This is a genomic window from Actinophytocola sp. (genome assembly GCF_036555685.1).
GTDB lineage: Bacteria > Actinomycetota > Actinomycetes > Mycobacteriales > Pseudonocardiaceae > Actinophytocola.
The window spans coordinates 1-20,512 of the sequence record NZ_DATBKY010000224.1; the positions used below are offsets into that span (position 1 = coordinate 1).

Genomic DNA, 20,512 nt, shown 5'->3' on the forward strand with positions numbered 1-20,512 from the left:
GGAGATGCCGATGGGCAAGCTCGCCACCGAGCGGGGGACGACCAAGGAGGTCAAGACCGCCGGCTCGGTCATGCTCACCGACCACACCAAACTGAACACCGTCGTCGAGCAGCTCGCGAAGAAGTTCGGCGTGCAGCTGCCCGACAAGCCGAAGTCGTCGCACCAGGGCTGGATGAACGAGATCAGCGGCAAGACCGGCGAGGACTTCGACAAGACGTTCGCCACCCGGCTGCGCGCCGCGCACGGCTCGGTGTTCAGCACGATCGCCGAGGTGCGCGCCGGCACCCACAACAAGACGATCCTCGACTTCGCCACCCAGGCGAACACCATCGTGCTGAAACACATGACGCTGCTCGAGGCGACCGGCTACGTGAACGACCAGACCGGGCACTTCGCCGAGGCGGGCGCCCGCGGCTCGTCCTACCCGGAAAACCAGCTGGGCGCGTCCGACCTGATCCTGGGCGCGATCGCGTTCGTCGTCGTGGCCGCGGGGACCGTGCTGGGCGTGCGGCTGCTCAGCGCCCGCGGCGCGTCGAACTGACGGCGACGCCGAACCGCCGGTGAGGATGCTCGCTCGTCGCTCAGTCGTCGCCGGCCGGGATCGTGGTGCCGCAGCGCTGGCACGTCGTCGGTGGCTCGCGCACGGCGAACAGCCCGCATTCCGGGCACACGCGCGAGAGCCAGCACACCGGGTCGCCACCCTCGTCGGCGTGCTCGATGTATGCGTCCTGGCTCTGCTCGGTCACCGCGCTCGGCCTCCGTTCGCTCGTTCGTGCCTTAGCATACTTGCGTGGCGCAATCATGGGTGGCCGGCGACGGGACGGACAACGGGACGGACCGGGCGATGGCGGTGCTGCGCGCCATGGTCGCGATCGCCGACTCCACGGTCGAGATGGTGACCGAGCAGCTCACGCTGACGCAGTTCCGCGTGCTGCGCACGGTCATCGAGCGCACCCCGGTCACGATGAGCGCGGTCGCCCAGGAGCTGGCGCTCATCCCGTCCACGGTGACCCGGGCAGGCGACCGGCTGGTGTCGGCCGGCCTGCTCCAGCGCGCGCAGAACCCGCTCAACAAGCGCGAGGTCCTGCTGGCGCCGACCGCGGAGGGCAGGCGCATCGTCGACCAGGTCGACCACGACCGGCGCGCGGCGCTGTCGGCGATCATGGCACGGCTGGGCGAGGACACCCGCGGGACGGTGGCCGCGGCGTTCGAGCGCTTCGCGGCCGCGGCGGCCCTGCCCGAACTGTCCAGCGGCACCCGTAGTAGCGAGATATGATTGCGTCACGCAAATGAGGCCTCGTGGCCCGCTCCCCGGGGCCTCCAGGAGGAATCATGCTCTGCTACGACTGCAGCCTCAACGGACGTCAGGTCCCCGCGATCGGTGTGTGCGCGGCCTGCGGTGCGGCCGCCTGCGCCGAGTGCGCGCACTTCGGCACGCAGACCATCCATCTGATGGAGGGCCTCGCGTCCGCCGAGATCAACAACGTCGACACCCGCGTGCTCAACTGCGCGCGCTGCGCGGACGCCGTGCACGCCAACCACCCGCTGGACAAGGGCCTCGCGCCACGGTGACGCTCAGAGGTCCACGGTTCCGGTGATGCCGAGGACGGTGTCACCGCCGATCCAGATCTCGCCGTCGGCCTGCTCGACGTGGACGCGTCCGCGGCGATGCAGCTTGGTGCCCTGCGACGCGGTGTAGGCCGACGGCGCCCGTCCCGCCGTGATCAGCCACTGCGCGATCGCCGCGTTCAGGCTGCCGGTGACCGGGTCCTCGAACATCGCGTCGAAGGCGACGAACGCGCGTACCTCGTAAGCGACATCGCCGCCGGCCGGGTACGGGCCGACCACGCCGACGGCGGGGCACTCGCCGAACGCGGCGGGGTCCGGCGTCAGGTTCAGCACGGCCTCGGCGTCTGCGAGCAGCACGGCCACCCAGCCAGGTCCGTTGTCCGCCCACTGCGCGTCGACGATCTCCGCCGGCTCGACGCCGATGGACGCGGCCACCGCCGCGGCCGTCGCCGGCTCGACCGGACCGCCGCGCAGCAACGGCGGCGCGGCGAACGCGAGCCGGTTCCCGTTGCGGCGCAAGGGAACCAGCCCGGCGCCGCACTCCTGAACCAGCCGGCCGTCCGTCTTCGGCGTCCCGCCGGCCGCCAGCCACGCCCGCGCCGAGCCGATCGTCGGGTGCCCGGCGAACGGCAGCTCGCGTGCGGTGGTGAAGATCCGCAGGCGGTAGTCGGCGGCCGGATCGGTCGGGGACAGCAGGAACGTGGTCTCGCTGAGGTTCGTCCACCGCGCGAACGCGGCCATCTGCTCGGTGCTGAGCTCGTCGGCGCCGTGCACCACGGCGACCGGGTTGCCGGCCAGGAGCTCGTCGGTGAACACGTCGACCTGGGTGAAGGACAGCACGCTGGCAACCTAGCGCCGGGGCGCGCCCCACGACAGCGCGGACCGGGCCCGGTGAACAGCCGCACGAGTCCGCGGCGGCGAGCGCGGACGCGAACCTCCTGCTCCGCCTGACCCGCCCCCGAACCGCCGGGAACCATCCGGCCCGAACACCTGGTCGCAAGGCCGTAACGCCCGGCGCGGTGCCCGCGACCATGTCGGAAAGCGAGTTTGGGGAGCCGGGCCATGACCGTGAGCGCCTTGATCCTCGCCGTCGCCGCCACGATCGTCGGCAGCATCTTCACCCTCTACACCAGCGCGCGGATCAGCCGGGAGAACGGCCGGACCGCCGCGCGCCTCGTGTACGGCGAGCTCATCCGCAACAGCGCGTCGGTCGCGTTCTACCTGCGGGTCGGCAGCTGGCCGCAGGTGCAGCTCGACACGCCGGTCTGGAACCAGCGTGGCGAGGCCATCGCCAAGATCAGGAGGGTCGACGCGTTCAACACCATCTACAAGGGATACGCGGCCCTGGAGGCGCTCGCCTTCCTGGCCAAGGAGGGCGCGCAGCTGGGCGACGAGCGTGAACGCATCCTCTCCGACGAGGTCGCGGTCCTCCGCGACGCGATACGCGTGGCCGGCACGACCGCACGCATCAGCGACGAGGAGATCACCGCGAACCTCGCCCCGTTCGACACCGATCGACCACGGCCCGCCCGGTCGATGCCGTTCCAGCTGCACACCTCGACCCCGTTCATCCCGACGGCGATCCTGCGGCACGTCGCGGACCGCGGAACCGCGCCGGAACAGGAGTCCGCACGCCGCACGATCGAGACGGCCCCGGCCGAGCCGGCGACCACGACACCGCCGCTGCGGCGGATCGTCTACGACGCGCAGCACAGCCAGAACCAGGAGCCGGCCACCGTCTTGCGCCGCGAGGGCGACCCACCCGCGGGCGACCAGGCCGCCGACGAGATCTACGACTCGATCGGCCAGGTGCACGACTTCCTCTGGCGGGTGTACGAGCTCGACCTCCAGAACTACACGGGCCCGGACACGATGGCGGTCGTCCACTTCGGAGAGAAGTTCAGCAACATGTTCTGGACCGGCACCCGGCTCGTCGTCGGGGACGGCGACGGCGGGAGGCTGTTCAACCGGTTCAGCGCATCACTGGACGCGCTCGCGCACGAGCTCTTCCACGCGGTGCTGCAGGCCGACACGAAGCTGCAGTTCCAGCACCAGGCCGGGGCGCTGACCGAGGCGGTCTGCGACGTGTTCGGCGTGCTCGCGAAGCAGTACATACTCGGCCAGCCGGAGAACTGGCTCATGGGCGAAGGGCTGCTGGTGCACGCGAAGGCGCTGCGCTCCATCGCCGCGCCGGGCACCGCGTACGACACCGCCGAGATGGGCAGCGACCCGCAGGTCGGCCACATGCGCGACTACGTGCGCACGACCGACGACAACGGCGGCATCCACATCAACTCGGGCATCCCCGCGCACGCGTTCTACCGGCTGGCGACCTCCGTCGGTGAGCACGCGTGGGACCCGGCGGGCCGCATCTGGCTGGCCGCCGTGCGCGACAAGCGGCTGCGCCCGACGTCCGGGTTCGCCACGTTCGCCGGCGCCACGGTGGCCGCCGCCCGGGAGCTGTGCGGCGACGACGGCCCCGAAGTGGCGGCCGTCACCGAGTCCTGGGAGACGGTCGGCGTCCGGGTCCCGAAGACCGCCCTGGCGGGCGCGGCTGCGCAGTAGTGATACGCCCGCTCCGGTTCGTGCCACCGGAAACGCTCGCCGTCGGGGAGGTGGTCAGGCGGGCGCGGTGACCATGCTGTGCCGGCCGATGAAGTCGGCCAGCAGCTCGCTCACCGCCGCGGGCGCGTCCAGCTGCAGCCAGTGGCCGGCGCCCTCGAGCCGTTCGTAGCGCCACGGGCCGGCGACGTGGCCGGCCGAGCCGGTCATCTGTGCCTCGGTCAGCGCCAGGTCGCCCGTGCTCCACACGCCCATCGCGGGCGCCGTGACCGGGGGCGGCACCGCGGGCGGCGCGAGGAGCGACTCCGGGGCCAGGTTCGCCCGGTACAGGCCGAGGCTCGCGGTCAGGGCGTCCGGTTCGGACAGCCGGGCGACGGCCCGCTCGATGTCCGGGTGGCCCGACCAGTCGCGGAGGTTGCGGAAGTCGTTGGCGCGCAACCATTCCTCGGCGATCCCGCGGAACTGGAACAGCAGCATGTACCAGGACTTCTCCCGCTGCGCCCAGCCCGCGGACCGGAACGCGGCCGGGTGCCCGACCGACAGCGCGGTGACCGTGTGCACCCGGTCCGGTGCGTGTGCCGCGGTCATCCACGCGATCGCCGCGCCCCAGTCGTGGCCGACGAGGTGGGCCCGCTCGACGCCGAGCCAGTCGAGCAGGCCGACCACGTCGCCGACCATGCCCGGCATCGCGTACGACGCGACGTCGGTGGGGCGGCTGGACTCACCGAAGCCGCGCAGGTCCGGGACGATCGTCCGGTAGCCGGCGGCGCGCAGGGCAGGGGTCTGGTGCCGCCACAGGTCTCCGGTGTCCGGCCAGCCGTGCAGCAGCACGACCGGCTCGCCGGTGCCCTCGTCGCGCACGTTGAGGGTGACGTCGCCGAGTTCGACGAACATGGCGTCTCCGCTAGCCGGCGATCGCGGCGAGCAGCTCGCGGCGATCGGGTCCGGGCAGCGGGTACTGCTCGGCGCCGCCGCCGAGCTCGACGATGCGCTCGCGCAGCCCGGGTTCGGCGAGCAGCTCGGCCGGGGTGGTGAGCAGCGACGCGATCGCCTGGTAGCCGCGGGAGACGTCCGGGTCGGCCAGGCTCGCCGGGACCATCGCCTTGCTGATCGCCCACCGCTGGTCGTCGGGCCGGTACGGGACCCCGGCGATGTCGCCGTCGATCTCCGCCAGCCGGTGGCGGTCGAACCAGACCGTCAGCCGGTACAGCGGCTCCGCGGCCGCGGCGGTCACCTCGTCGAACCGGCGCGCGAGCTTGTCGTGCTCCTGCGGATCGACCTCGCGCAGAAGGTCGCGCAGGCAGCGCGCATGCAGCAGGCCGATCGACGTGCCGCGGCCCAGCGACGGGTTGGTGCACGCCCACGCGTCGCCGACCGCGAGTACGCCCGTCACGACCGGTTCGCCGTCGACGACGAGCCGCCGGTACCGGTCCTCGATGCCGGCCATCACGTCGACGCCGGAGATCGGCTCGCCGTCCCGCCAGTGTGCGGCGAGCGGGTACCGGGCCAGCGCGGCGTCGAAAGTGGACGGATCGCGGAGCCCGCGCAGCGCCCGGTCCCGGCTGCTCGTCGCGAAGACCACGCTCCACGTGTCGTTGTCCGCCGGGAGCGTCAGCACCGACACCGAGTCGTGGTTCTGGATGAGGTTGATCCGCGCCTCGGGCAGCGTGCCGCGGAAGTGCCGTCCGTAGTAGACGAACCCGCAGTCCTCCCGCTCCTCGTACGGGCGCCGCGCACCGACGGCCGCCAGCCACGACGCGAGCGGCGAGCGCCGGCCGCAGCAGTCGATGACGAGGTCGCCCCGGATGACCCGGCCGCCCTCGGTCAGCACTCCGGTGATCCGCGCCGGCCGCTGGTCCGGGTCGGTGCACAGCCCGGTCGCGGCGACCCCGCGACGGATCGTGACACCCGGCGTGCGTGCCGCGACCGCGGTCACCGCCGCCTCCAGCACCGGCCGCCGCGCGGTCACGGTGTCGAACCGCGCGTCGTCGGGCCGCAGCCGGCCCCGCAGCGACTCCGGCAGCGCGCGGATCACGTTGATCGCCAGACCACCGGCCGCCTTGAGCTCGTCCAGTACGTCGGGGAGCTCCTCGGCCATCTGCGCGTGCCAGCGGGCGAGCATGAAGTGCGGCAGGCGGAACTGGTTCACGCCCCGCCGCTGCCAGGACTCCCACGCCCGCCCGGCCGGCGGGTCGGCCGGGTCGCGTTCGAGAACCGTGACCTCGTGGCCGTCGCGGGCCAGCAACATGGCCGTCGACAGCCCGCCGAGACCCGCACCCAGAATGATGACTCGCGCCATCGCGCACCTCCGAACATCGGAACATCGATGCGCGGAGGGTCGGCGAATCCGCTGCTCACTCTCCAGGTCAGGTACTGCTCAATCGCTGCCCGGCCGGGCCGGCAGCCGCACGGCGCCGATCTCCACGGCCCACAGCAGGTCGGTCAGCTGCTCGATCGCCTTGGCCAGGTGGCGCCGGTAGGTGCTGAACGGCAGCCCCAGAACCTCCGCGGCCGCCTCCTGCGTGGGAGCGGCGCGGACGTACGTCCTGGTCAGGACCGCGCTCAGCGTCGCGCCCCGGGGTTCGTCGCGCAGGCTCTCGATGGCGGCCACGATGGTGGCGCGCAGGGAACCGGGGCCGTCCACGGCGAGCATGGACGACGCGAGCAGGTTGGTCATGAGCCGGTCGGGCCGCTGCAGGTCCGGCAGGGCGACCCGCACCGCGGCGGCGAACCGGGTCCGGTCGAGTGGTGGCGGGCGCAGCAGCGACGCCGGCGGCGGACCGGTGCCGCCGGAGTGCTCGCGGTCGCTCATCATGTCCAGCCAGACGTCGACGGGCAGGCGCCGCCAGTCCATCCCGTAGCCGACGTGCCGCAGGCCGCCGACCTCGACCTCGACCAGCGGGGCGAACCCGAGGTAGTCGAACACCGGTCCCCAGTACCCGGTGTCGGTGATCATCACGAACGACCAGGCGAGCGGCCGCGTCACCCATGCCACCAGCGACGACACCGGCCCGGCGAGCACCGCGTACAGGTCGCGCTGGTAGTCGTGGCGCCCACCCAGGAACCGCGCGACGTTGACCTGTTCCCCCGGCCGGGCGGGGCCGTGCGCCGCGACATGGCGCAGGGCCGCCCGGGTGACCGGGTCCCGCTCCTCCAGCGCCGATCCGCTGGGGTGGAAGACGTGGTAGACGTAGCCGCCGATGCTCCCGTCGATGCTCCCGTCGATGCGGACGACGCTGAGCTCCTCCGGAAGCTCGGCGAGCCACGCGGTGGCGAGCTCCGCGCAGTCCGGCCCCTCGAACCGTTCGATCAGGGCGAGCACCTCGTCGTGGTCGCCGGGGCGGGCCGGTACCACGGCCGTCGAGCCCTGCGCACGCAGCGCGTCGGCGGCGGCGGTGAACGGTGCCTTGCGGTGCAGGTACATCAGGTGCTGTGCCTGCAGCTGCCGGTCCGCGCCGGTCGCGACCCGAAGGCGGGCGACGATGTGGTCGTGGACGACCCGGTGCAGCGACCGGTACCGCTCGGGGGACCGGCGCTCGAACTCGGAGTGCAGCACCTCGCGGGCGAGGTCGTGTGGGGCGAGCCCGCGCGGCCCGCTGACGATGAACGGACGCCGCTCCAGCCAGGCCCAGACCGCGGTCGCCTCGGCGCCGACCACCTCGCGAAGCAGGTCCTCGGTCGTCTGCCACGCCGTGGCGCACGCCTGGAGGCCCGTGACGTGGGCCTGCGTCGGCGCGTCGCGCAGCAGCGAGTCGAGCAGCGCGGAGACGAGTGCGGGCACGTCGGCGAGGCTGGCGGGCACGACGCCCGCGCGGGCGGCGTCGGCGAGCAACGCCATCGCCAGCGGGTGCCCGCGGCCCAGTGTGACCAGCTGCGGCCGGTCGGGTTCGGCCACGCCGGCGCGGGCGAGCAGCTCGGCGCTCTCGGCCGCGTCCAGCGGGTCGAGCTCGTAGACCTCGACGAGATGCCGCCAGCCGGCGTCGACCCGCCAGGCCGCGGCGGGAGCGTCGCGGCCGGCGAGCACCACGACGTCGCCGGCGGGCCGGGCGGGGATGAACTCGTCGCGTACCCACGTGTCGATCGGCGCGAGCTGCTCGTAGCCGTCGACCAGCAGGACCTCGGCGCCGTCGCTGCCGTGGCTGGCGAGGGCCAGCTGGAATCCCTCCGGCGACGCGTCGACCTCCCGCCCGTCCAGCGACGCGACCCGCCGGCCGGCCGCGCGGGCGCGGGCGTGCAGCTCGAGCAGCAGCGTGGTCTTGCCGATCCCGCCCGGCCCGTGCACGAAGAACACCCGGCGCGGTGAACGACCGGCGACAGCGTCGTCGAAGCCCGTGAGCTCCCGGCGGCGGCCGACGAAGCTGCGGTGCCGCTCCTCGTCGAGAACCTCGCCCAGGCGAGTCGCCACCCGTGGATCGTAAGCCGCCTGTCCGGCGCCGACCACTGTCGAACGCGCGGCGACGTCGCGCACTTCGGGGCGCGCTGGTCCGCGAGCATGCCGGCACGGGACAGTGCCCGGTCGTGTCCCGCCGCGTGCGCGCGGCGCCTACACCCCCGGCAGTGGGAGGTCGAGCCGGCCGGCCCGGGCCAGCTCCTGCTCGGCGGCCAGCCGCTGGGCGATGGCTCCCCTGACATGGGGCCGGTCGCGGATGGCGATGTCCGCCGGTTGCACCGTGTGCTGTGCCGGCCAGCGGCGGTAGGTGGCGGCGACCCGGTCGACCCACACGCCGGGCCAGCGGGTGGCGAACGCGGCCAGCAGCGCCGCGTCGGTGGAGCGGGCCACGGCGGGCCAGCCGCCGTGGGCGACGAGGTGCAGCCGCCGGTAGGTGGCGATCCCCGCCGGGAACGGGAAGTCGTTGCTGCGCACGAAGTTCTCCGCGAGCGTGCCCGGCTCGATGCGGCCCGGCGGGTACACGTCCGGCTTCACCCAGGTGCCGCCGTCCGCGTTGAGCCAGCGCATCCGCGCGCACGACCACGCCACCGCCGGGTCCGCGGCGAACGGCTCGACCAGCGCGGCCAGCCCGCCCGGCTCGTAGTAGTCGTCGTGGTCCACCCCCGCGACCAGCTCCCCGCGGGCGCGGGCGAGTGCCGTGTTGCGCGTGGCGGCACCGCCGAGCTGCACGCCGAGCGCGTCGTAGCGGATCCGAGGGTCCTCGGGCAGCGACTCGCGCACCGCCGGCCGGGGCCCGTCCTCCTGGACCAGCCACTCCCACTCCCAGCCCGGCGCGAGCTCCTGGGTCGCCAGCGAGTCCCACAACGCTCCGATGTGCGTGGCGTTGTGCGCTTGGGTGGGCGTGAGGACGGAAACCAGAGGCACCGGCAAATGTTATGGCTTGCCAAAGATCCCGAAAACCGGTTGGCAGTCGTGGGTACATTGCAGATATGAGTACCTGGGGGATAGTCGCACTGGTAGTGGGCGTATCGGTCGTCGCGGTGCTGTTGCTGCGGGCCAGGGGAGGAAAGGCCGACCGGGCCGCACGCCGGGAGTTGCGGGCGCTGCGCAACGCGGAGAAGCGCCGCGTGAACGCGGCCACGATTCGCGAGCGCCGGGGCGACATGATCTGGTTGTCGCACCTTCCCGGAAGCCGGCCCGTCGAAAGCACCATCGATCCGGACGCGCATCTCGGGAAGCATCGGTAGTTCGCCGCGATCGCCTTCGATCCGCCATTCCCCTGGGCCGCGACCCCGCACAAGATGGGGCTCGTCGGAGTCCAGGGAGGTCGGGGTCATGCGGTACGCACGGCTGGGTTCGTCCGGTTTGCGGGTCTCGCGGGTCGGTCTGGGCATGATGAGCTACGGCGACCCGCGGCAGGTCGCGTGGTACCTGTCCGAGGACGAGGCCGAGCCGATCGTCCGCCGTGCCGTCGAGGGCGGGGTGACGTTCTTCGACACGGCGGACATGTACTCCGCCGGCGAGAGCGAACGGGTCACGGGCCGCTTGCTGCGCAAGCTGTTCCGGCGGCGCGGCGACTACGTGCTCGCGACCAAGGTCTACTACCCGATGGGACCGGGCGCCAACGACCGCGGGCTGTCGCGCAAGCACGTCCTGGACTCCGTCGACGCGTCGCTGCGCCGGCTGGGCACCGACCACGTCGACCTGTACCAGGTGCACCGGTGGGACGACGGGACGCCGATCGAGGAGACGATGCAGGCGCTGCACGACATCGTGCGGGCGGGCAAGGCGCGCTATGTCGGCGCGTCGCTGATGTACGCGTGGCAGTTCGCGAAGGCCCAGTACACCGCGCAGGCGGCCGGCTGGACCCGGTTCGTCTCGATGCAGACCCGCTACAACCTCGTCTACCGCGAGGAGGAGCGCGAGATGGTCCCGTGCTGCCTCGACCAGGGCGTCGGCGTGCTGCCGTACAGCCCGCTGGCACGGGGACTGCTCGCCCGCGGCAGCGGGCCCGGCAGCACGCGCGCCACAGTGGAGGAGGGCGGCTCGCGGCCCGAGAACGACCTGGAGGTCGCCGGCGTGCTGCGCAAGATCGCGGCGGAACGTGGCGTCCCACCGGCCCGGGTCGCGCTGGCCTGGCTGCTGGGCAAGCCTGCGGTGACGGCGCCGATCGTGGGCGCGACGAAGGCGGCGCACATCGACGACGCGCTCGCGGCCGTGGACCTGACGCTGACCGACGAGGAGTCGTCCGCACTCGAGGCCCCGTACCGCCCACACGAGCCGTACGGCTACCGGTAGCCGTCAGAAGCGGTAGCGGGTCTGGCCGAACCTCCCCTCGCCCTTGCTGAAGGCGAACGCGGTGACCGGCTCGATCCGGAACACCACCGCGCCGCCGCCGCTGCCTTGCCGGAACATGCCGTCCGCGACGTCGTAGGTCCAGTAGCTGCCGTACTTCGCGGTCCAGCCCGCGGACAGCTCGCGCAGCAGGGCCTCACCGGTGATCCGGCGGGCGGTGCCCTCGAGCACGATGTCCACGCCGGCCCAGTGCTCGTTCGTGCCGGTGGTCAGCACGCAGTGCGGGTTCTCGGCGAGGTTGCGGGCCTTGCGTTCCTCCGGGCCGGTGCACACGTGCGGCGCGCCGTCGTGCCACACCGCGGGCAGCGGCGTGACGTGCGGCCTTCCGTCGGGCCGGACCGTGGACAGCCAGTACAGCTCCGCCCGCACCAGCAGCTCCCACGCCTCCGGCCACGGGAAGGCGTCGGTGATCTCGCCGTATCGCGTGTCGAGCTCGGCCAATGGCGTCACGTCGGTCATGGTCACTCCTCGGTCGGCGTGGTGGTTCGTTGTATCGACCGTCCGGGACCGCGAAAGTCATCGGCGGCGTCGCGGCAGGTCTCAGATCAGGAAGTCCGGTGCGGACCGGCGGAGCAGCGCGGTCTTCGGGCCGCCGGGCCAGACGGCGGCCAGCTCCGCGGCCAGCGTGGCGACGAGCCGCCGCACGTCCTCGGCCGCGGTGCCGTGCAGCGCCTCGGCGACGACCAGGACCGAGCTCGTCGACGCCCGTACGGCCGAGCGGCCGCTCTGGCGGTTGGTCCACCGCCGGGCGTGTGCGTGGCCGGCGTCGTCGGCGAAGATCACCTCGCCGGGCTCGGGATGTTCGGTCCCGCCGGCGAACGTCAGGTACGTCTCGGTGCCCTCGGCGTACCGCACCTCGAGCGACCCGTCGATCGCGGCCAGGTCGAGCGCGGCGACCGGGATCGCGAACGCGAGCGAGACGGCGTTGCACAGGTCGATCAGGGGGTGGATCGTCGGCAGCGCGCGCTCCTTGCGGAAGCGGCGCAGCAACGACTCCGCCGCGCACCGGTACTGCGTCGGCTTGAGGCCGAGCTGCGCGAACGCCCGGCGCCACGCCCGGATCTCCGGCAGCTCCGACTCGCTCCGCCCGGTCAGCCGCTGCTCGGCCATGGCCGTGTACCGGGCGACCCGCTCCGCGACGTCCGCGTCCGGGCCGATGCCGTCCGCGTACAGCACTCCGGGGACCAGCATGGGGAAGTCCCGCCACACGGGGTCGGAGTGCCGGAACCGCGGGCTGTCGTTCACCGCACCCATGATGGCGGCGCGGCGGTCGCGTGCACAGGTCCAAAGCCCGCGCACGCGACCGGGCCGTATGCGCTCATCGCGGGGTGAGCCGGATTACGGGGTACTCGCGTTCGGACTTGCTCTGGTACTTCGCGTAGCGGGGCTGGGCGGCGGTGATGCGCTGCCAGGCCCGTGCCCGGTCGGCGCCGGCGAGCCGGTGGGGCGTCACGGGCACCGCGGCGCGGTCCGGCAGCTCGATGGATGCCTCGCCGGGGCAGGCCATCAGGTTGGCGTGCCAGTCCGGGTGCCGGCTTCCGCCGCCCGACGCGACGACGAGCCGCGCGTCCGGGCCGCCGGTGGAACCGTCCGCGAACCATGCCACCGGGGTCTCCCGCGGCTGCCCGCTGCGCCGGCCCACGGTGTGGAGGATCAGGACGTCCATGCCCATGAAGGTGCCGCGGCCACGGCGAACCTTGCGGTTCATCCGGGCGTTCGCCGTCCGCTGCAGCCACCGGGAGACCGCACCGGGCGTGCCGCTGCGCCGCTGGGCCTGCTGCTGCGTCATCACGGCACCTCGTTGAAGCGGACCTGGTTGCCCGCGGGGTCGCGGACGGCGAAGTCACGGATCCCGTACGGCTGCTGCGTGGGTTCCTGGACGACCTCTGCGCCGGCGGCACGCAGCCGTGCGTAGGTGTCGTCGAGATCCTTTGTGGCCAGGACGATGCGGGCGTACGTGCCCTGCGCCATCATCTCGGCGATCGTGCGGCGCTGGTCGTCCGTGGTGCCGGGTTCGAGGCCCGGCGGGTGCAGCACGATCGACGGGCCGGGTTGCCCGGCCGGGCCGACCGTGATCCAGCGCTGCGCACCGTTGCCGACGTCGGAGCGGACCTCGAAGCCGAGGGTGTCGCGGTAGAACGTCAGCGATGCGTCGGGGTCGGTGTGGGGGAGGAAGGTCCAGTGAATGGTGATGTCCATGCCGCTCACGCTATGAGCGCTCCGGGCGCCGGTGCTTCTCGATTCCTGACCGGTACACGCCGAACGGCGCCTTCGCGCGAGGGGACGTGCGAAGGCACCGTCGACGTGTGGAGATCAGAGCCTCTGCAGGTTCCACAACTGCAGGGCCGCGGCGGCGCTGCTGTTGTTGGTGGCCTTGACCGAGCTCAGTGCCGGCACCGTGACCCCGCCGAGCGGCGCCCGGCTGAGCACGCGGACCGTGTCGCGGTTGAACACGAACTGGTAGGGCTTGCCGTTCACCGTCTTGTCGACGGCGGTGTGGTGGTGCCAGAGCTGCGGCGAGTTCGGCACGGGGTTCGTCTCGCAGGTGGCCTCCCGCAGCTGGACGTTGTTTCCGACGTCCTTCACGCACTTCTGGGTGGCGCGGTTCTTCAGCTGGAACGCCGAGCCGAAGCCGTCCTCGCTGCTGCCGGCGCTGCCCGGGAAGAGCAGTTCCCACTGCGCCAGGGTGCTGCTGGACTGCGCGGTGGTCACGACCACGCCCCCGCTCAGATCGGCGGCGAGGACCCCGCCGCCGTTGAGCACGGTGAGCCGGTAGAACTGCGGCGCCGCGGTTGCCTCGGGGGCGGCTGCCACTGCCACGCTGACGGCAGCGGCGGCCAGCAGACCCCCGGTGATTTTTCGGACCCGCTTGGACATTGTGCGCACTGGTGGATTCCTCTCACGAGCTTGACGGGCGCCGAACGTCGGCGCCCGCATCGAGAATCCGCAGAACCCCGGCAAACCGGATCGGTAGCGCACACCTAGAAAACCGTCGGGCGCTACCCAGGTAAGGCTCGCCCGCCCACCGGGTGCCTGCTGGGTTACGGTGAGTTGGCCGCCGGCGAGGAGAACGTTCAATGACGAGTACCGCGAACTCGGCTCCACAGCTGCCGTTCGATCGGCCCAACGCACTCGAGGCGCCGCCGCTGTACGAACAGCTGCGCCGGGCCGGCCCGGTGGTCCGGGTGACCACGCCGGCCGGCGACCCGGCATGGCTGGTCACGTCGTTCGAGGCGGTGCGCGAGGTCTTCCGCGACCCCCGGTTCGGCCGCTCGCACCCCGCGCCGGAGCAGGCGTCACGCATCTCGGACGCGGCGCTGCAGGCCGGCCCCAGCGGCGACTACGAGACCGAGGCACGCGACCACAAGGTGATGCGCCGGCTGCTCGTGCCCGCGTTCTCGGCGCCGCGGATGCGTCGCCTCGCCGACCGGATCCGCGAGCTCGCCGACGGCTGCCTCGACGACATGCAGGCCGCGCATGACGCGAACCCCGGCGCACCGGTGGACCTGCACGAGCTGCTGTCGTTTCCCCTGCCCGTGCTCGTGATCTGCGAGCTGCTGGGCGTGCCCTACGCCGACCGTGCGCACTTCCGCGGCCTGTCCGCCCGCGTCGCGACCTTCGACGGCGGCGCCGACGCGCAGGCCGCACTCGCCGAGTTCACGTCGTACATGGCCGGGCTCGCGGAGGCGAAGCGGGCGGACCCGCAGCCCGACGTGATCTCCGACCTGGTGGCCGCGCAGGCCGAGTACCCGGCGTTCACCGACGACCGGCTGGCGATGCTCGCGGCCGGGCTGCTCTTCGCCGGCCACGAGACGACCGCCACCCGCATCTCGCTCGGCACGCTGTTCCTGCTGAGCGACCTGAGCAGGCGGGACCGGTTCCTGGCCGACCCGGCCGGGCAGGTCGAGTCCACTGTGGAGGAGATCCTGCGGATGTCGGCGACAGGCGGCACCGGGCTGCTGCGGTACGCGCACGAGGACGTGGAGATCGGCGGCGTGCGGATCGCCCGCGGGGAGGCCGTGCTCGTCTCCGTGGACTCGGCCAACCGCGACGCGTCGGCGTTCCCCGCGCCCGACCGGTTCGACCCGGCCCGCAAGCCCAACACGCACGTCGCCTTCGGGCACGGCGCGCACGTGTGCATCGGCGCCAACCTCGCGCGCATCGAGCTGCGCACGGTGTTCCCGCTGCTGTTCGGCAGGTTCCCGGGACTGCGGCTCGCCGTGGCGGTCGACGACATCCAGGTCCTGTCCAACCGCCTCGCCGGCGGTGTGGACCGGGTACCGGTCCGCTGGTAGCCGGCCATCAGCACGGGCGTTGCTACCGTGCCGCGGTGGATCTCTTCACACGCACGTGGACGGCGTTGCGCGCGGCGGTCGACGGCCTGGCCGACGAGGACTTCGCGCGGCCGTCCGGCTGTGCCGGCTGGCTCGTACGGGACCTGGTGTGCCACCTCGTCATCGACGCGCAGGACGTGCTGATCACGCTCGTCACGCCGGCGGACGCCGAACCGACCGTGGACGCGGTGACCTACTGGAAGCTCGGCGAACCACCGACCGGTGCCGACCCGCTGGACGCGCTGATCGTGCGGCTGGCCGCCGCGTACGAACAGCCGTGGCTGCTCAAGTTCCACCTCGACGACGTCGGCGCCGCCGCCGGGCGGGCCGCCGAGCTGGCGGATCCGGCCGCCCGCGTCGCCACCCGGGACGAGGTGCTGACCGCCGGCGACTACCTGTCCGCCTACGTCGTCGAGTGGACGCTGCACCACCTCGACCTGATCGCCGGCCTCCCGGGCGCCGCGGGACCGCCCGCCGAGGGCCTGGCCCGGTCCCGCGAGACGCTGGAGAAGCTCGCCGGTGCCCCGTTCCCGTCGTCGTTCCCCGACGAGGACGCCCTGCTGGTCGGCACCGGGCGGCGGCCGCCGACCGACGCGGAGCGGGCAGAACTGGGCGTGCTGGCCACCAAGCTCCCGCTCGTCCTGAGCTGACCGAAGATCGAACAAGAACGTGTTCTTGTTCTTTGTCCGGAGACGGCGGATGCTGGGCGCATGGACCTGGTCGCACTCGAAGAGGTCAAGCGCCTCAAGTACCGCTACCTGCGCTGCGTCGACACGAAGAACTGGGCCGAGATCGCCGATGTCTTCACCGCGGACGCCACGGCCGAGTACGGCACCCGCGCCCTCGGCCGGCCGGTCAGCCTCGCCGGCCGGGACGCGATCGTCGGGTTCCTGCGGGACAGCCTCGGCGCGGGCATCGTCACCACGCATTTCGTCGGCCAGCCGGAGATCGACATCGACGGCGACGAGGCGTCGGGGACCTGGGCCTTCACCGACACGGTGATCGCCACCGAGCATCGCGCCGTGATCACCGGGGCGGCGTTCTACGAGGACCGGTACGCGCGCGGGGCCGACGCTCGCTGGCGGATCCGGCACACCGGCTACCGGCGAACGTACGAGGCGATGCTGTCCCTCGACGACCTGCCGAGCTTCCGGCTGACCGCCAACCGGTGGGCCGCGACGCCGCTCGCTTCCGGATAGAACGTGTTCCGGCGGTGCGCCGGTTTCCGTCCATGCTCGTGATCTCCTAGGATGTGGCCGCGGTCACAAGCAGGGGGAGTTCACGTGACGGATGAATCCGGCCAGATCGAGGTCCGCGGTCTCAGCAAGAGCTTCGGCACGGTCAAGGCCGTCGACAACCTGACCTTCTCCGTCCCGGCCGGAACGATCACGGGGTTCCTCGGCCCGAACGGGGCCGGCAAGACCACCACACTGCGCTGCCTGCTCGGGCTGATCGGCCCGACGAGCGGCACCGCGACCATCGGTGGCCGGGCCTACGTCGACCTGCCCCACCCGTCGAGCACGGTCGGTGCGATGCTCGAGGCGTCGAGCTTCCATCCGGCCCGCAGCGGGCGCAACCACCTGCGCGTCTACTGCACGGTCAACGGGTTCCCGAACCAGCGGGCGGACGAGGTGCTCGAGCTGGTCGGGCTCACCAAGGCGGCCCGGCAGAAGGTCCGCGGCTACTCGATGGGCATGCGCCAGCGGCTCGGCCTGGCCGCGGCGCTGCTCGGCGACCCACGCGTGCTGATCCTCGACGAGCCGGCGAACGGGCTGGACCCGGAGGGCATCGCGTGGCTGCGCCGGTTCCTGCGCCGGATGGCCGAGGAGGGCCGGACGGTCCTGGTCTCCAGCCACGTGCTGAGCGAGGTCGAGCAGACCGTCGACAGCGTGGTGATCATCAACCGCGGCACGCTGGTGCGGCAGGGCAGCATCGCCGAGCTCGCCGAGCACGAGGGACTGACCGTGCTGGTTCGCGGCCCGGACCTCGATCGGCTCGCCTCGGCCCTGCCCGAACGCGCCACGGCGCAGCGGCAGGACGCGACGCTGCGGATCACCGGCCTGAGTACCGAGGAGGTCGGCCACCTCGCGTTCACCGAGCGGATCGAGCTGCACGAGCTCGCCACCGAGCGCAGCGACCTGGAGAAGATCTTCTTCGCGCTCACCGGTGACTCCGGGGGACCGGTGGAGCACTTCGGCGGCGAGGGAGCAGACCGGTGATCCGGCTCATCGGCGGCGAGGTCCGCAAGCTGTTCACCACGAAGCTCTGGCTGTGGATGCTGCTCGGCGCGATCGTGCTCACCGCGATATTCATGAGCTTCACGATCGCGCTCGACGGTGCCGAGGGGAACCCGCAGCCGCCGCTGTCCACACCGGAGGGACAGCGCAACCTGTTCAGCGTGGTCGGCGGGTCCGGCGTGTTCGTCCTGATCCTCGGCATCATCGGGATCACGGGGGAGTTCCGGCACCAGACCGTGACGCCGACGTTTCTCGCCACCCCGCAGCGCGGCCGGGTGGTGGTCGCGAAGCTCGTGACCTACGCGCTCGCCGGCATCGGCTACGGCATCGTCGTGGTCGCGTTCGCGATCGCCCTCGCGCTGCCCTGGCTCGCGGTGAAGGACATCGACCTCTCGTTGCCGGACAACGGGATTCCGGGCGTGTTGGTGGGGACGGTCGTCGGCCTCGCGGTCTACTCGATGCTCGGCGTCGGCGTCGGCGCGCTGGTGCGCAACCAGATCGCCGCGGTCGTGGGCTCGCTCGTGTACCTGTTCGTCGTCGAGGCGTTCGCCGCGGCCCTGCCGACGATCCGCGACTACTACAAGTACCTGCCGGGCGGCGCGAACTCGGCGTTGACGGGCGCGTCACAGCCGGGCACGACGCTGCTGGAACCGTGGCAGGGCGGCCTGCTGCTGGTGGCCTACGGCCTGGTGTTCGCGATCGCCGGCACCTGGCTCGCGGTGCGCCGGGACGTGTCGTAGCCGATCGGCATACAAACGGGGGCGTCCGCCGGCGCCCCCGTTTTCACGTCTTTCGCGAGGGCATTTGACAAGGGGTGGACAATAAAAAATTGGCGTGCTCCCCATGCATACATGGAGAACCCGCCTGACCTAATGCCAGATTAGCCACTGTGAGGGGCATGTGTCAAGCCACGGGTACGAAGAGGAATTGCGGTCCGAGCGGAGCTACGTGGCCGGGCTCTATGCACGGCTCGACGCCGAACGGGCGCGGGTGAAGGGGGCGTACACCGCTGCGTTGCGGGGAACCGGCGGGACCCCCATGGAACGGGACGTCGAAGTGCGTGCCCGCGCCCGGGAGATGAAGCGGCTGGCCGTCGCGGACAACGGGTTGTGTTTCGGGCGGCTGGACACCATTTCGGGCGAACATTCCTACATCGGCCGGATCGGCCTTTTCGACGAGGAGAACGAGCACGAACCGGTGTTGCTGGATTGGCGGGCGCCGGCATCGCGCCCGTTCTACGTCGCGACCGGCGCGCACCCGGAGAACATGCGCAGGCGCCGGCAGTTCCTCACCCGCGGACGGCAGGTGCTCGAGTTCACCGACGAGGTGTTCGGCCGCCCCGGTCAGGGCGCACGCGGGGACGCGGCACTGCTCGCGGCCGTCAACGCGCCCCGTGGCGAGGGGATGCGCGACATCGTCGCGACGATCCAGAGCGAGCAGGACGAGATCATCCGGCTGGACCACCCGGGGGTGCTGGTGATCGAGGGCGGTCCGGGTACCGGGAAGACCGTGGTGGCGTTGCACCGGGTCGCGTACCTGCTCTACACGCAGCGGGAGCGGATGGAACGCCACGGGGTGCTCGTGGTCGGGCCGAACCCGGCGTTCCTGAACCACATCGGCCGGGTCCTGCCGTCGCTCGGCGAGTCCGACGTGGTGTTCCTGACGCCCGGCGACCTCGTGCCCGGGCTACGCGTCACGGCCGAGGACGCCCCGGAGGTCGCGCGGCTCAAGGGCTCGCGGAAGATCCTGGACGTGCTCAGGGCTGCGGTCGCCGACCGGCAGCGCCTGCCCGAGCAGCCGCTGCCGGTCGAGCTGCGGGGCGTCACGGTCCGGATCGACGCCGAGACCGCCGAGTGGGCGAGGGACGAGGCGCGTGCCAGCGGGCTGCCGCACAACGAGGCCCGTGCGGTGTTCACCGAGATCGTCACGTACGTGCTCACCGAGCGGGCGATCGGCCGGGTCGGCCGCGGCTGGCTGTCCCGGTCGGACAAGGAAGCCTGGGCGGACATGCGGGCGGACATGCTCAAGGAGCTGGCGGAGGACGAGGACTTCACCGCCGCGCTCGACGAGCTCTGGCCGGTGCTGACGCCGCAGACGCTGCTGGCCCCGCTGTACTCCTCGCGCGAACGGCTGCGCGCCGCGGGTGCCGACGAGGCGCTGTTCCGCGCCGACGGGGAGGCCTGGACGGTGTCGGACGTGCCGCTGCTCGACGAGCTGTTCGACGTGCTGGGCCGCGACAAGGTGGCCGAGCGGTCCGCCGAGCAGGCCGCAGAGCGGGAGCGCATGGCCGAGGCCGAGTACGCCGCCGGCGTGCTGGACACGTTGCGGCTCGACCGCGAGGAGATGGACGAGGACATCCTGCTCGCCGCGGAGAACCTGCTCTTCGCCGAGGACCTGGCGGACCGGTTCGTCGAGCAGGACACCCGGGAGCTCGTCGAGCGGGCTGCCGCGGACCGGGAATGGACCTACCGGCACGTGGTCGTCGACGAGGCCCAGGAGCTGTCCGAAATGGACTGGCGGGTCCTGATGCGGCGGTGCCCCGGGCGATCCTTCACGGTGGTCGGCGACCTCGCCCAGCGCCGGTCGGCGGCCGGCGCGACGTCCTGGGACACGATGCTCGAGCCGTACGTGCCGGGCCGCTGGGTCTACCGGTCGCTGACGGTGAACTACCGCACCCCGGCGGAGATCATGGCCGTCGCGGCCGCGCTGCTCGCGGAGTTCGCGCCGGGCGTGGAGCCGCCGGAGTCGGTGCGGGCCAACCGTGTCCGGCCGTGGGCGCGGCACGTCACCCAGGGTGAGCACCCCGCGGCCATCGAGGAGTTCGTCCGCGAGGAGGCCGGCCGCGAAGGCACCAGCGTCGTGATCGGACCCGCCGGCGTGCCGGGTGCGGTCGTCCCGTCGGAGACGAAGGGCCTCGAGTTCGACGCCGTCCTGGTCGTGCACCCGGAACAGATCCTCGCGGACGGCCCCCGCGGCGCGGCTGAGCTGTACGTCGCGCTCACCCGGGCGACCCAGCGTCTCGGCGTTCTGCATCAAGGCCCGTTGCCGCGGGCGCTGGCGGGGCT

General features: G+C 72.3%; 23 protein-coding genes. 12 read left to right on the plus strand and 11 right to left on the minus strand.

Features of this window, described 5'->3' with window-relative positions:
• Window positions 1-541 (plus strand): DUF4142 domain-containing protein (locus VH969_RS20845; RefSeq protein ID WP_331976735.1); only part of this gene is annotated, 541 nt, incomplete at its 5' end.
• Between the two features lie 40 nt (window positions 542-581).
• On the opposite strand, the gene VH969_RS20850 is transcribed toward VH969_RS20845, so the two are convergent.
• Complete coding sequence (locus VH969_RS20850) at window positions 582-746, minus strand: hypothetical protein (RefSeq protein WP_331976737.1); 165 nt, start codon at window positions 744-746, stop codon at window positions 582-584.
• 44 nt (window positions 747-790) lie between these two features.
• Here VH969_RS20850 and VH969_RS20855 point away from each other — a divergent pair, with 44 nt between their 5' ends.
• Together VH969_RS20855 and VH969_RS20860 are read left to right on the plus strand one after the other, a co-directional pair.
• The gene (locus tag VH969_RS20855; RefSeq protein ID WP_331976739.1) at window positions 791-1,276 is read left to right on the plus strand and encodes a MarR family transcriptional regulator; all 486 of its coding nucleotides are present in this window, start codon (window positions 791-793) and stop codon (window positions 1,274-1,276) included.
• Window positions 1,277-1,332: 56 nt separating this feature from the next.
• A complete protein-coding gene (locus VH969_RS20860) occupies window positions 1,333-1,572 on the plus strand; it encodes a DUF2180 family protein (RefSeq protein ID WP_331976741.1) in 240 nt (79 codons plus the stop codon).
• A 3-nt stretch (window positions 1,573-1,575) separates the two neighbouring features.
• Here the strand turns inward: VH969_RS20860 and VH969_RS20865 are convergent, their stop codons facing one another.
• Entirely contained in the window at window positions 1,576-2,409 is an 834-nt protein-coding gene (locus VH969_RS20865; protein WP_331976743.1) for a PhzF family protein, read from the minus strand.
• Window positions 2,410-2,631: 222 nt separating this feature from the next.
• Here VH969_RS20865 and VH969_RS20870 point away from each other — a divergent pair, with 222 nt between their 5' ends.
• Window positions 2,632-4,134 carry a M4 family metallopeptidase gene (locus VH969_RS20870; protein ID WP_331976745.1) on the plus strand — a complete coding sequence of 501 codons (1,503 nt, stop codon included), beginning with the start codon at window positions 2,632-2,634 and terminating at the stop codon, window positions 4,132-4,134.
• A gap of 54 nt (window positions 4,135-4,188) precedes the next feature.
• Here VH969_RS20870 and VH969_RS20875 read toward each other — a convergent pair whose 3' ends face one another.
• The 4 genes from VH969_RS20875 to VH969_RS20890 all read right to left on the minus strand — a co-directional run bounded on the left by VH969_RS20875 (window position 4,189) and on the right by VH969_RS20890 (window position 9,445).
• Complete coding sequence (locus VH969_RS20875; protein WP_331976747.1) at window positions 4,189-5,025, minus strand: alpha/beta fold hydrolase; 837 nt, start codon at window positions 5,023-5,025, stop codon at window positions 4,189-4,191.
• Window positions 5,026-5,035: 10 nt separating this feature from the next.
• The gene (locus tag VH969_RS20880; RefSeq protein WP_331976749.1) at window positions 5,036-6,430 is read right to left on the minus strand and encodes an FAD-dependent oxidoreductase; all 1,395 of its coding nucleotides are present in this window, start codon (window positions 6,428-6,430) and stop codon (window positions 5,036-5,038) included.
• Between the two features lie 78 nt (window positions 6,431-6,508).
• Complete coding sequence (locus tag VH969_RS20885) at window positions 6,509-8,536, minus strand: AAA family ATPase (protein WP_331976751.1); 2,028 nt, start codon at window positions 8,534-8,536, stop codon at window positions 6,509-6,511.
• 138 nt (window positions 8,537-8,674) lie between these two features.
• Window positions 8,675-9,445: a glycosyltransferase family 2 protein gene (locus VH969_RS20890; protein WP_331976753.1), complete on the minus strand. Its 771-nt coding sequence runs from the start codon at window positions 9,443-9,445 to the stop codon at window positions 8,675-8,677.
• Window positions 9,446-9,510: 65 nt separating this feature from the next.
• Between VH969_RS20890 and VH969_RS20895 the strand changes: the two genes are divergently transcribed.
• Both VH969_RS20895 and VH969_RS20900 read left to right on the plus strand, forming a co-directional pair.
• The gene (locus VH969_RS20895) at window positions 9,511-9,768 is read left to right on the plus strand and encodes a hypothetical protein (RefSeq protein ID WP_331976755.1); all 258 of its coding nucleotides are present in this window, start codon (window positions 9,511-9,513) and stop codon (window positions 9,766-9,768) included.
• Between the two features lie 88 nt (window positions 9,769-9,856).
• Window positions 9,857-10,819: an aldo/keto reductase gene (locus VH969_RS20900; protein ID WP_331976757.1), complete on the plus strand. Its 963-nt coding sequence runs from the start codon at window positions 9,857-9,859 to the stop codon at window positions 10,817-10,819.
• A 3-nt stretch (window positions 10,820-10,822) separates the two neighbouring features.
• Here the strand turns inward: VH969_RS20900 and VH969_RS20905 are convergent, their stop codons facing one another.
• The 5 genes from VH969_RS20905 to VH969_RS20925 all read right to left on the minus strand — a co-directional run bounded on the left by VH969_RS20905 (window position 10,823) and on the right by VH969_RS20925 (window position 13,762).
• A complete protein-coding gene (locus tag VH969_RS20905) occupies window positions 10,823-11,335 on the minus strand; it encodes a pyridoxamine 5'-phosphate oxidase family protein (RefSeq protein WP_331976759.1) in 513 nt (170 codons plus the stop codon).
• A gap of 81 nt (window positions 11,336-11,416) precedes the next feature.
• Entirely contained in the window at window positions 11,417-12,121 is a 705-nt protein-coding gene (locus tag VH969_RS20910) for a B3/B4 domain-containing protein (protein WP_331976761.1), read from the minus strand.
• 73 nt (window positions 12,122-12,194) lie between these two features.
• The gene (locus tag VH969_RS20915; protein WP_331976763.1) at window positions 12,195-12,665 is read right to left on the minus strand and encodes a nitroreductase family deazaflavin-dependent oxidoreductase; all 471 of its coding nucleotides are present in this window, start codon (window positions 12,663-12,665) and stop codon (window positions 12,195-12,197) included.
• A complete protein-coding gene (locus VH969_RS20920) occupies window positions 12,665-13,075 on the minus strand; it encodes a VOC family protein (RefSeq protein WP_331976765.1) in 411 nt (136 codons plus the stop codon). The genes VH969_RS20915 and VH969_RS20920 overlap by 1 nt, the downstream gene beginning before the upstream one ends.
• A gap of 114 nt (window positions 13,076-13,189) precedes the next feature.
• Window positions 13,190-13,762: a hypothetical protein gene (locus tag VH969_RS20925; RefSeq protein ID WP_331976767.1), complete on the minus strand. Its 573-nt coding sequence runs from the start codon at window positions 13,760-13,762 to the stop codon at window positions 13,190-13,192.
• Window positions 13,763-13,953: 191 nt separating this feature from the next.
• Between VH969_RS20925 and VH969_RS20930 the strand changes: the two genes are divergently transcribed.
• The 6 genes from VH969_RS20930 to helR form a co-directional block, all read left to right on the plus strand.
• Window positions 13,954-15,171, plus strand: coding sequence for a cytochrome P450 (locus VH969_RS20930; RefSeq protein ID WP_331976769.1), 1,218 nt, complete (start codon window positions 13,954-13,956; stop codon window positions 15,169-15,171).
• A 35-nt stretch (window positions 15,172-15,206) separates the two neighbouring features.
• Window positions 15,207-15,860, plus strand: coding sequence for a maleylpyruvate isomerase N-terminal domain-containing protein (locus VH969_RS20935; RefSeq protein WP_331976771.1), 654 nt, complete (start codon window positions 15,207-15,209; stop codon window positions 15,858-15,860).
• Between the two features lie 60 nt (window positions 15,861-15,920).
• Entirely contained in the window at window positions 15,921-16,409 is a 489-nt protein-coding gene (locus VH969_RS20940) for a nuclear transport factor 2 family protein (RefSeq protein WP_331976773.1), read from the plus strand.
• A gap of 84 nt (window positions 16,410-16,493) precedes the next feature.
• A complete protein-coding gene (locus VH969_RS20945) occupies window positions 16,494-17,429 on the plus strand; it encodes an ABC transporter ATP-binding protein (protein ID WP_331976775.1) in 936 nt (311 codons plus the stop codon).
• Window positions 17,426-18,187, plus strand: coding sequence for a hypothetical protein (locus tag VH969_RS20950; protein ID WP_331976777.1), 762 nt, complete (start codon window positions 17,426-17,428; stop codon window positions 18,185-18,187). The genes VH969_RS20945 and VH969_RS20950 overlap by 4 nt, the downstream gene beginning before the upstream one ends.
• Before the next feature lie 160 nt (window positions 18,188-18,347).
• On the plus strand, window positions 18,348-20,512 hold a 2,165-nt coding region (gene helR, locus VH969_RS20955; RefSeq protein WP_331976779.1), incomplete at its 3' end, for an RNA polymerase recycling motor ATPase HelR.

Bases quoted from the DNA above. Each gene is read 5' to 3' on its own strand.
- VH969_RS20860 (WP_331976741.1), top strand. From the start codon at position 1,333: ATGCTCTGCTACGACTGCAGCCTCAACGGACGTCAGGTCCCCGCGATC.
- VH969_RS20870 (WP_331976745.1), top strand. From the start codon at position 2,632: ATGACCGTGAGCGCCTTGATCCTCGCCGTCGCCGCCACGATCGTCGGC.
- VH969_RS20940 (WP_331976773.1), top strand. From the start codon at position 15,921: ATGGACCTGGTCGCACTCGAAGAGGTCAAGCGCCTCAAGTACCGCTAC.
- VH969_RS20895 (WP_331976755.1), top strand. From the start codon at position 9,511: ATGAGTACCTGGGGGATAGTCGCACTGGTAGTGGGCGTATCGGTCGTC.
- VH969_RS20880 (WP_331976749.1), bottom strand. From the start codon at position 6,430: ATGGCGCGAGTCATCATTCTGGGTGCGGGTCTCGGCGGGCTGTCGACG.
- VH969_RS20905 (WP_331976759.1), bottom strand. From the start codon at position 11,335: ATGACCGACGTGACGCCATTGGCCGAGCTCGACACGCGATACGGCGAG.
- VH969_RS20875 (WP_331976747.1), bottom strand. From the start codon at position 5,025: ATGTTCGTCGAACTCGGCGACGTCACCCTCAACGTGCGCGACGAGGGC.
- VH969_RS20920 (WP_331976765.1), bottom strand. From the start codon at position 13,075: ATGGACATCACCATTCACTGGACCTTCCTCCCCCACACCGACCCCGAC.
- VH969_RS20900 (WP_331976757.1), top strand. From the start codon at position 9,857: ATGCGGTACGCACGGCTGGGTTCGTCCGGTTTGCGGGTCTCGCGGGTC.
- VH969_RS20915 (WP_331976763.1), bottom strand. From the start codon at position 12,665: ATGACGCAGCAGCAGGCCCAGCGGCGCAGCGGCACGCCCGGTGCGGTC.
- VH969_RS20930 (WP_331976769.1), top strand. From the start codon at position 13,954: ATGACGAGTACCGCGAACTCGGCTCCACAGCTGCCGTTCGATCGGCCC.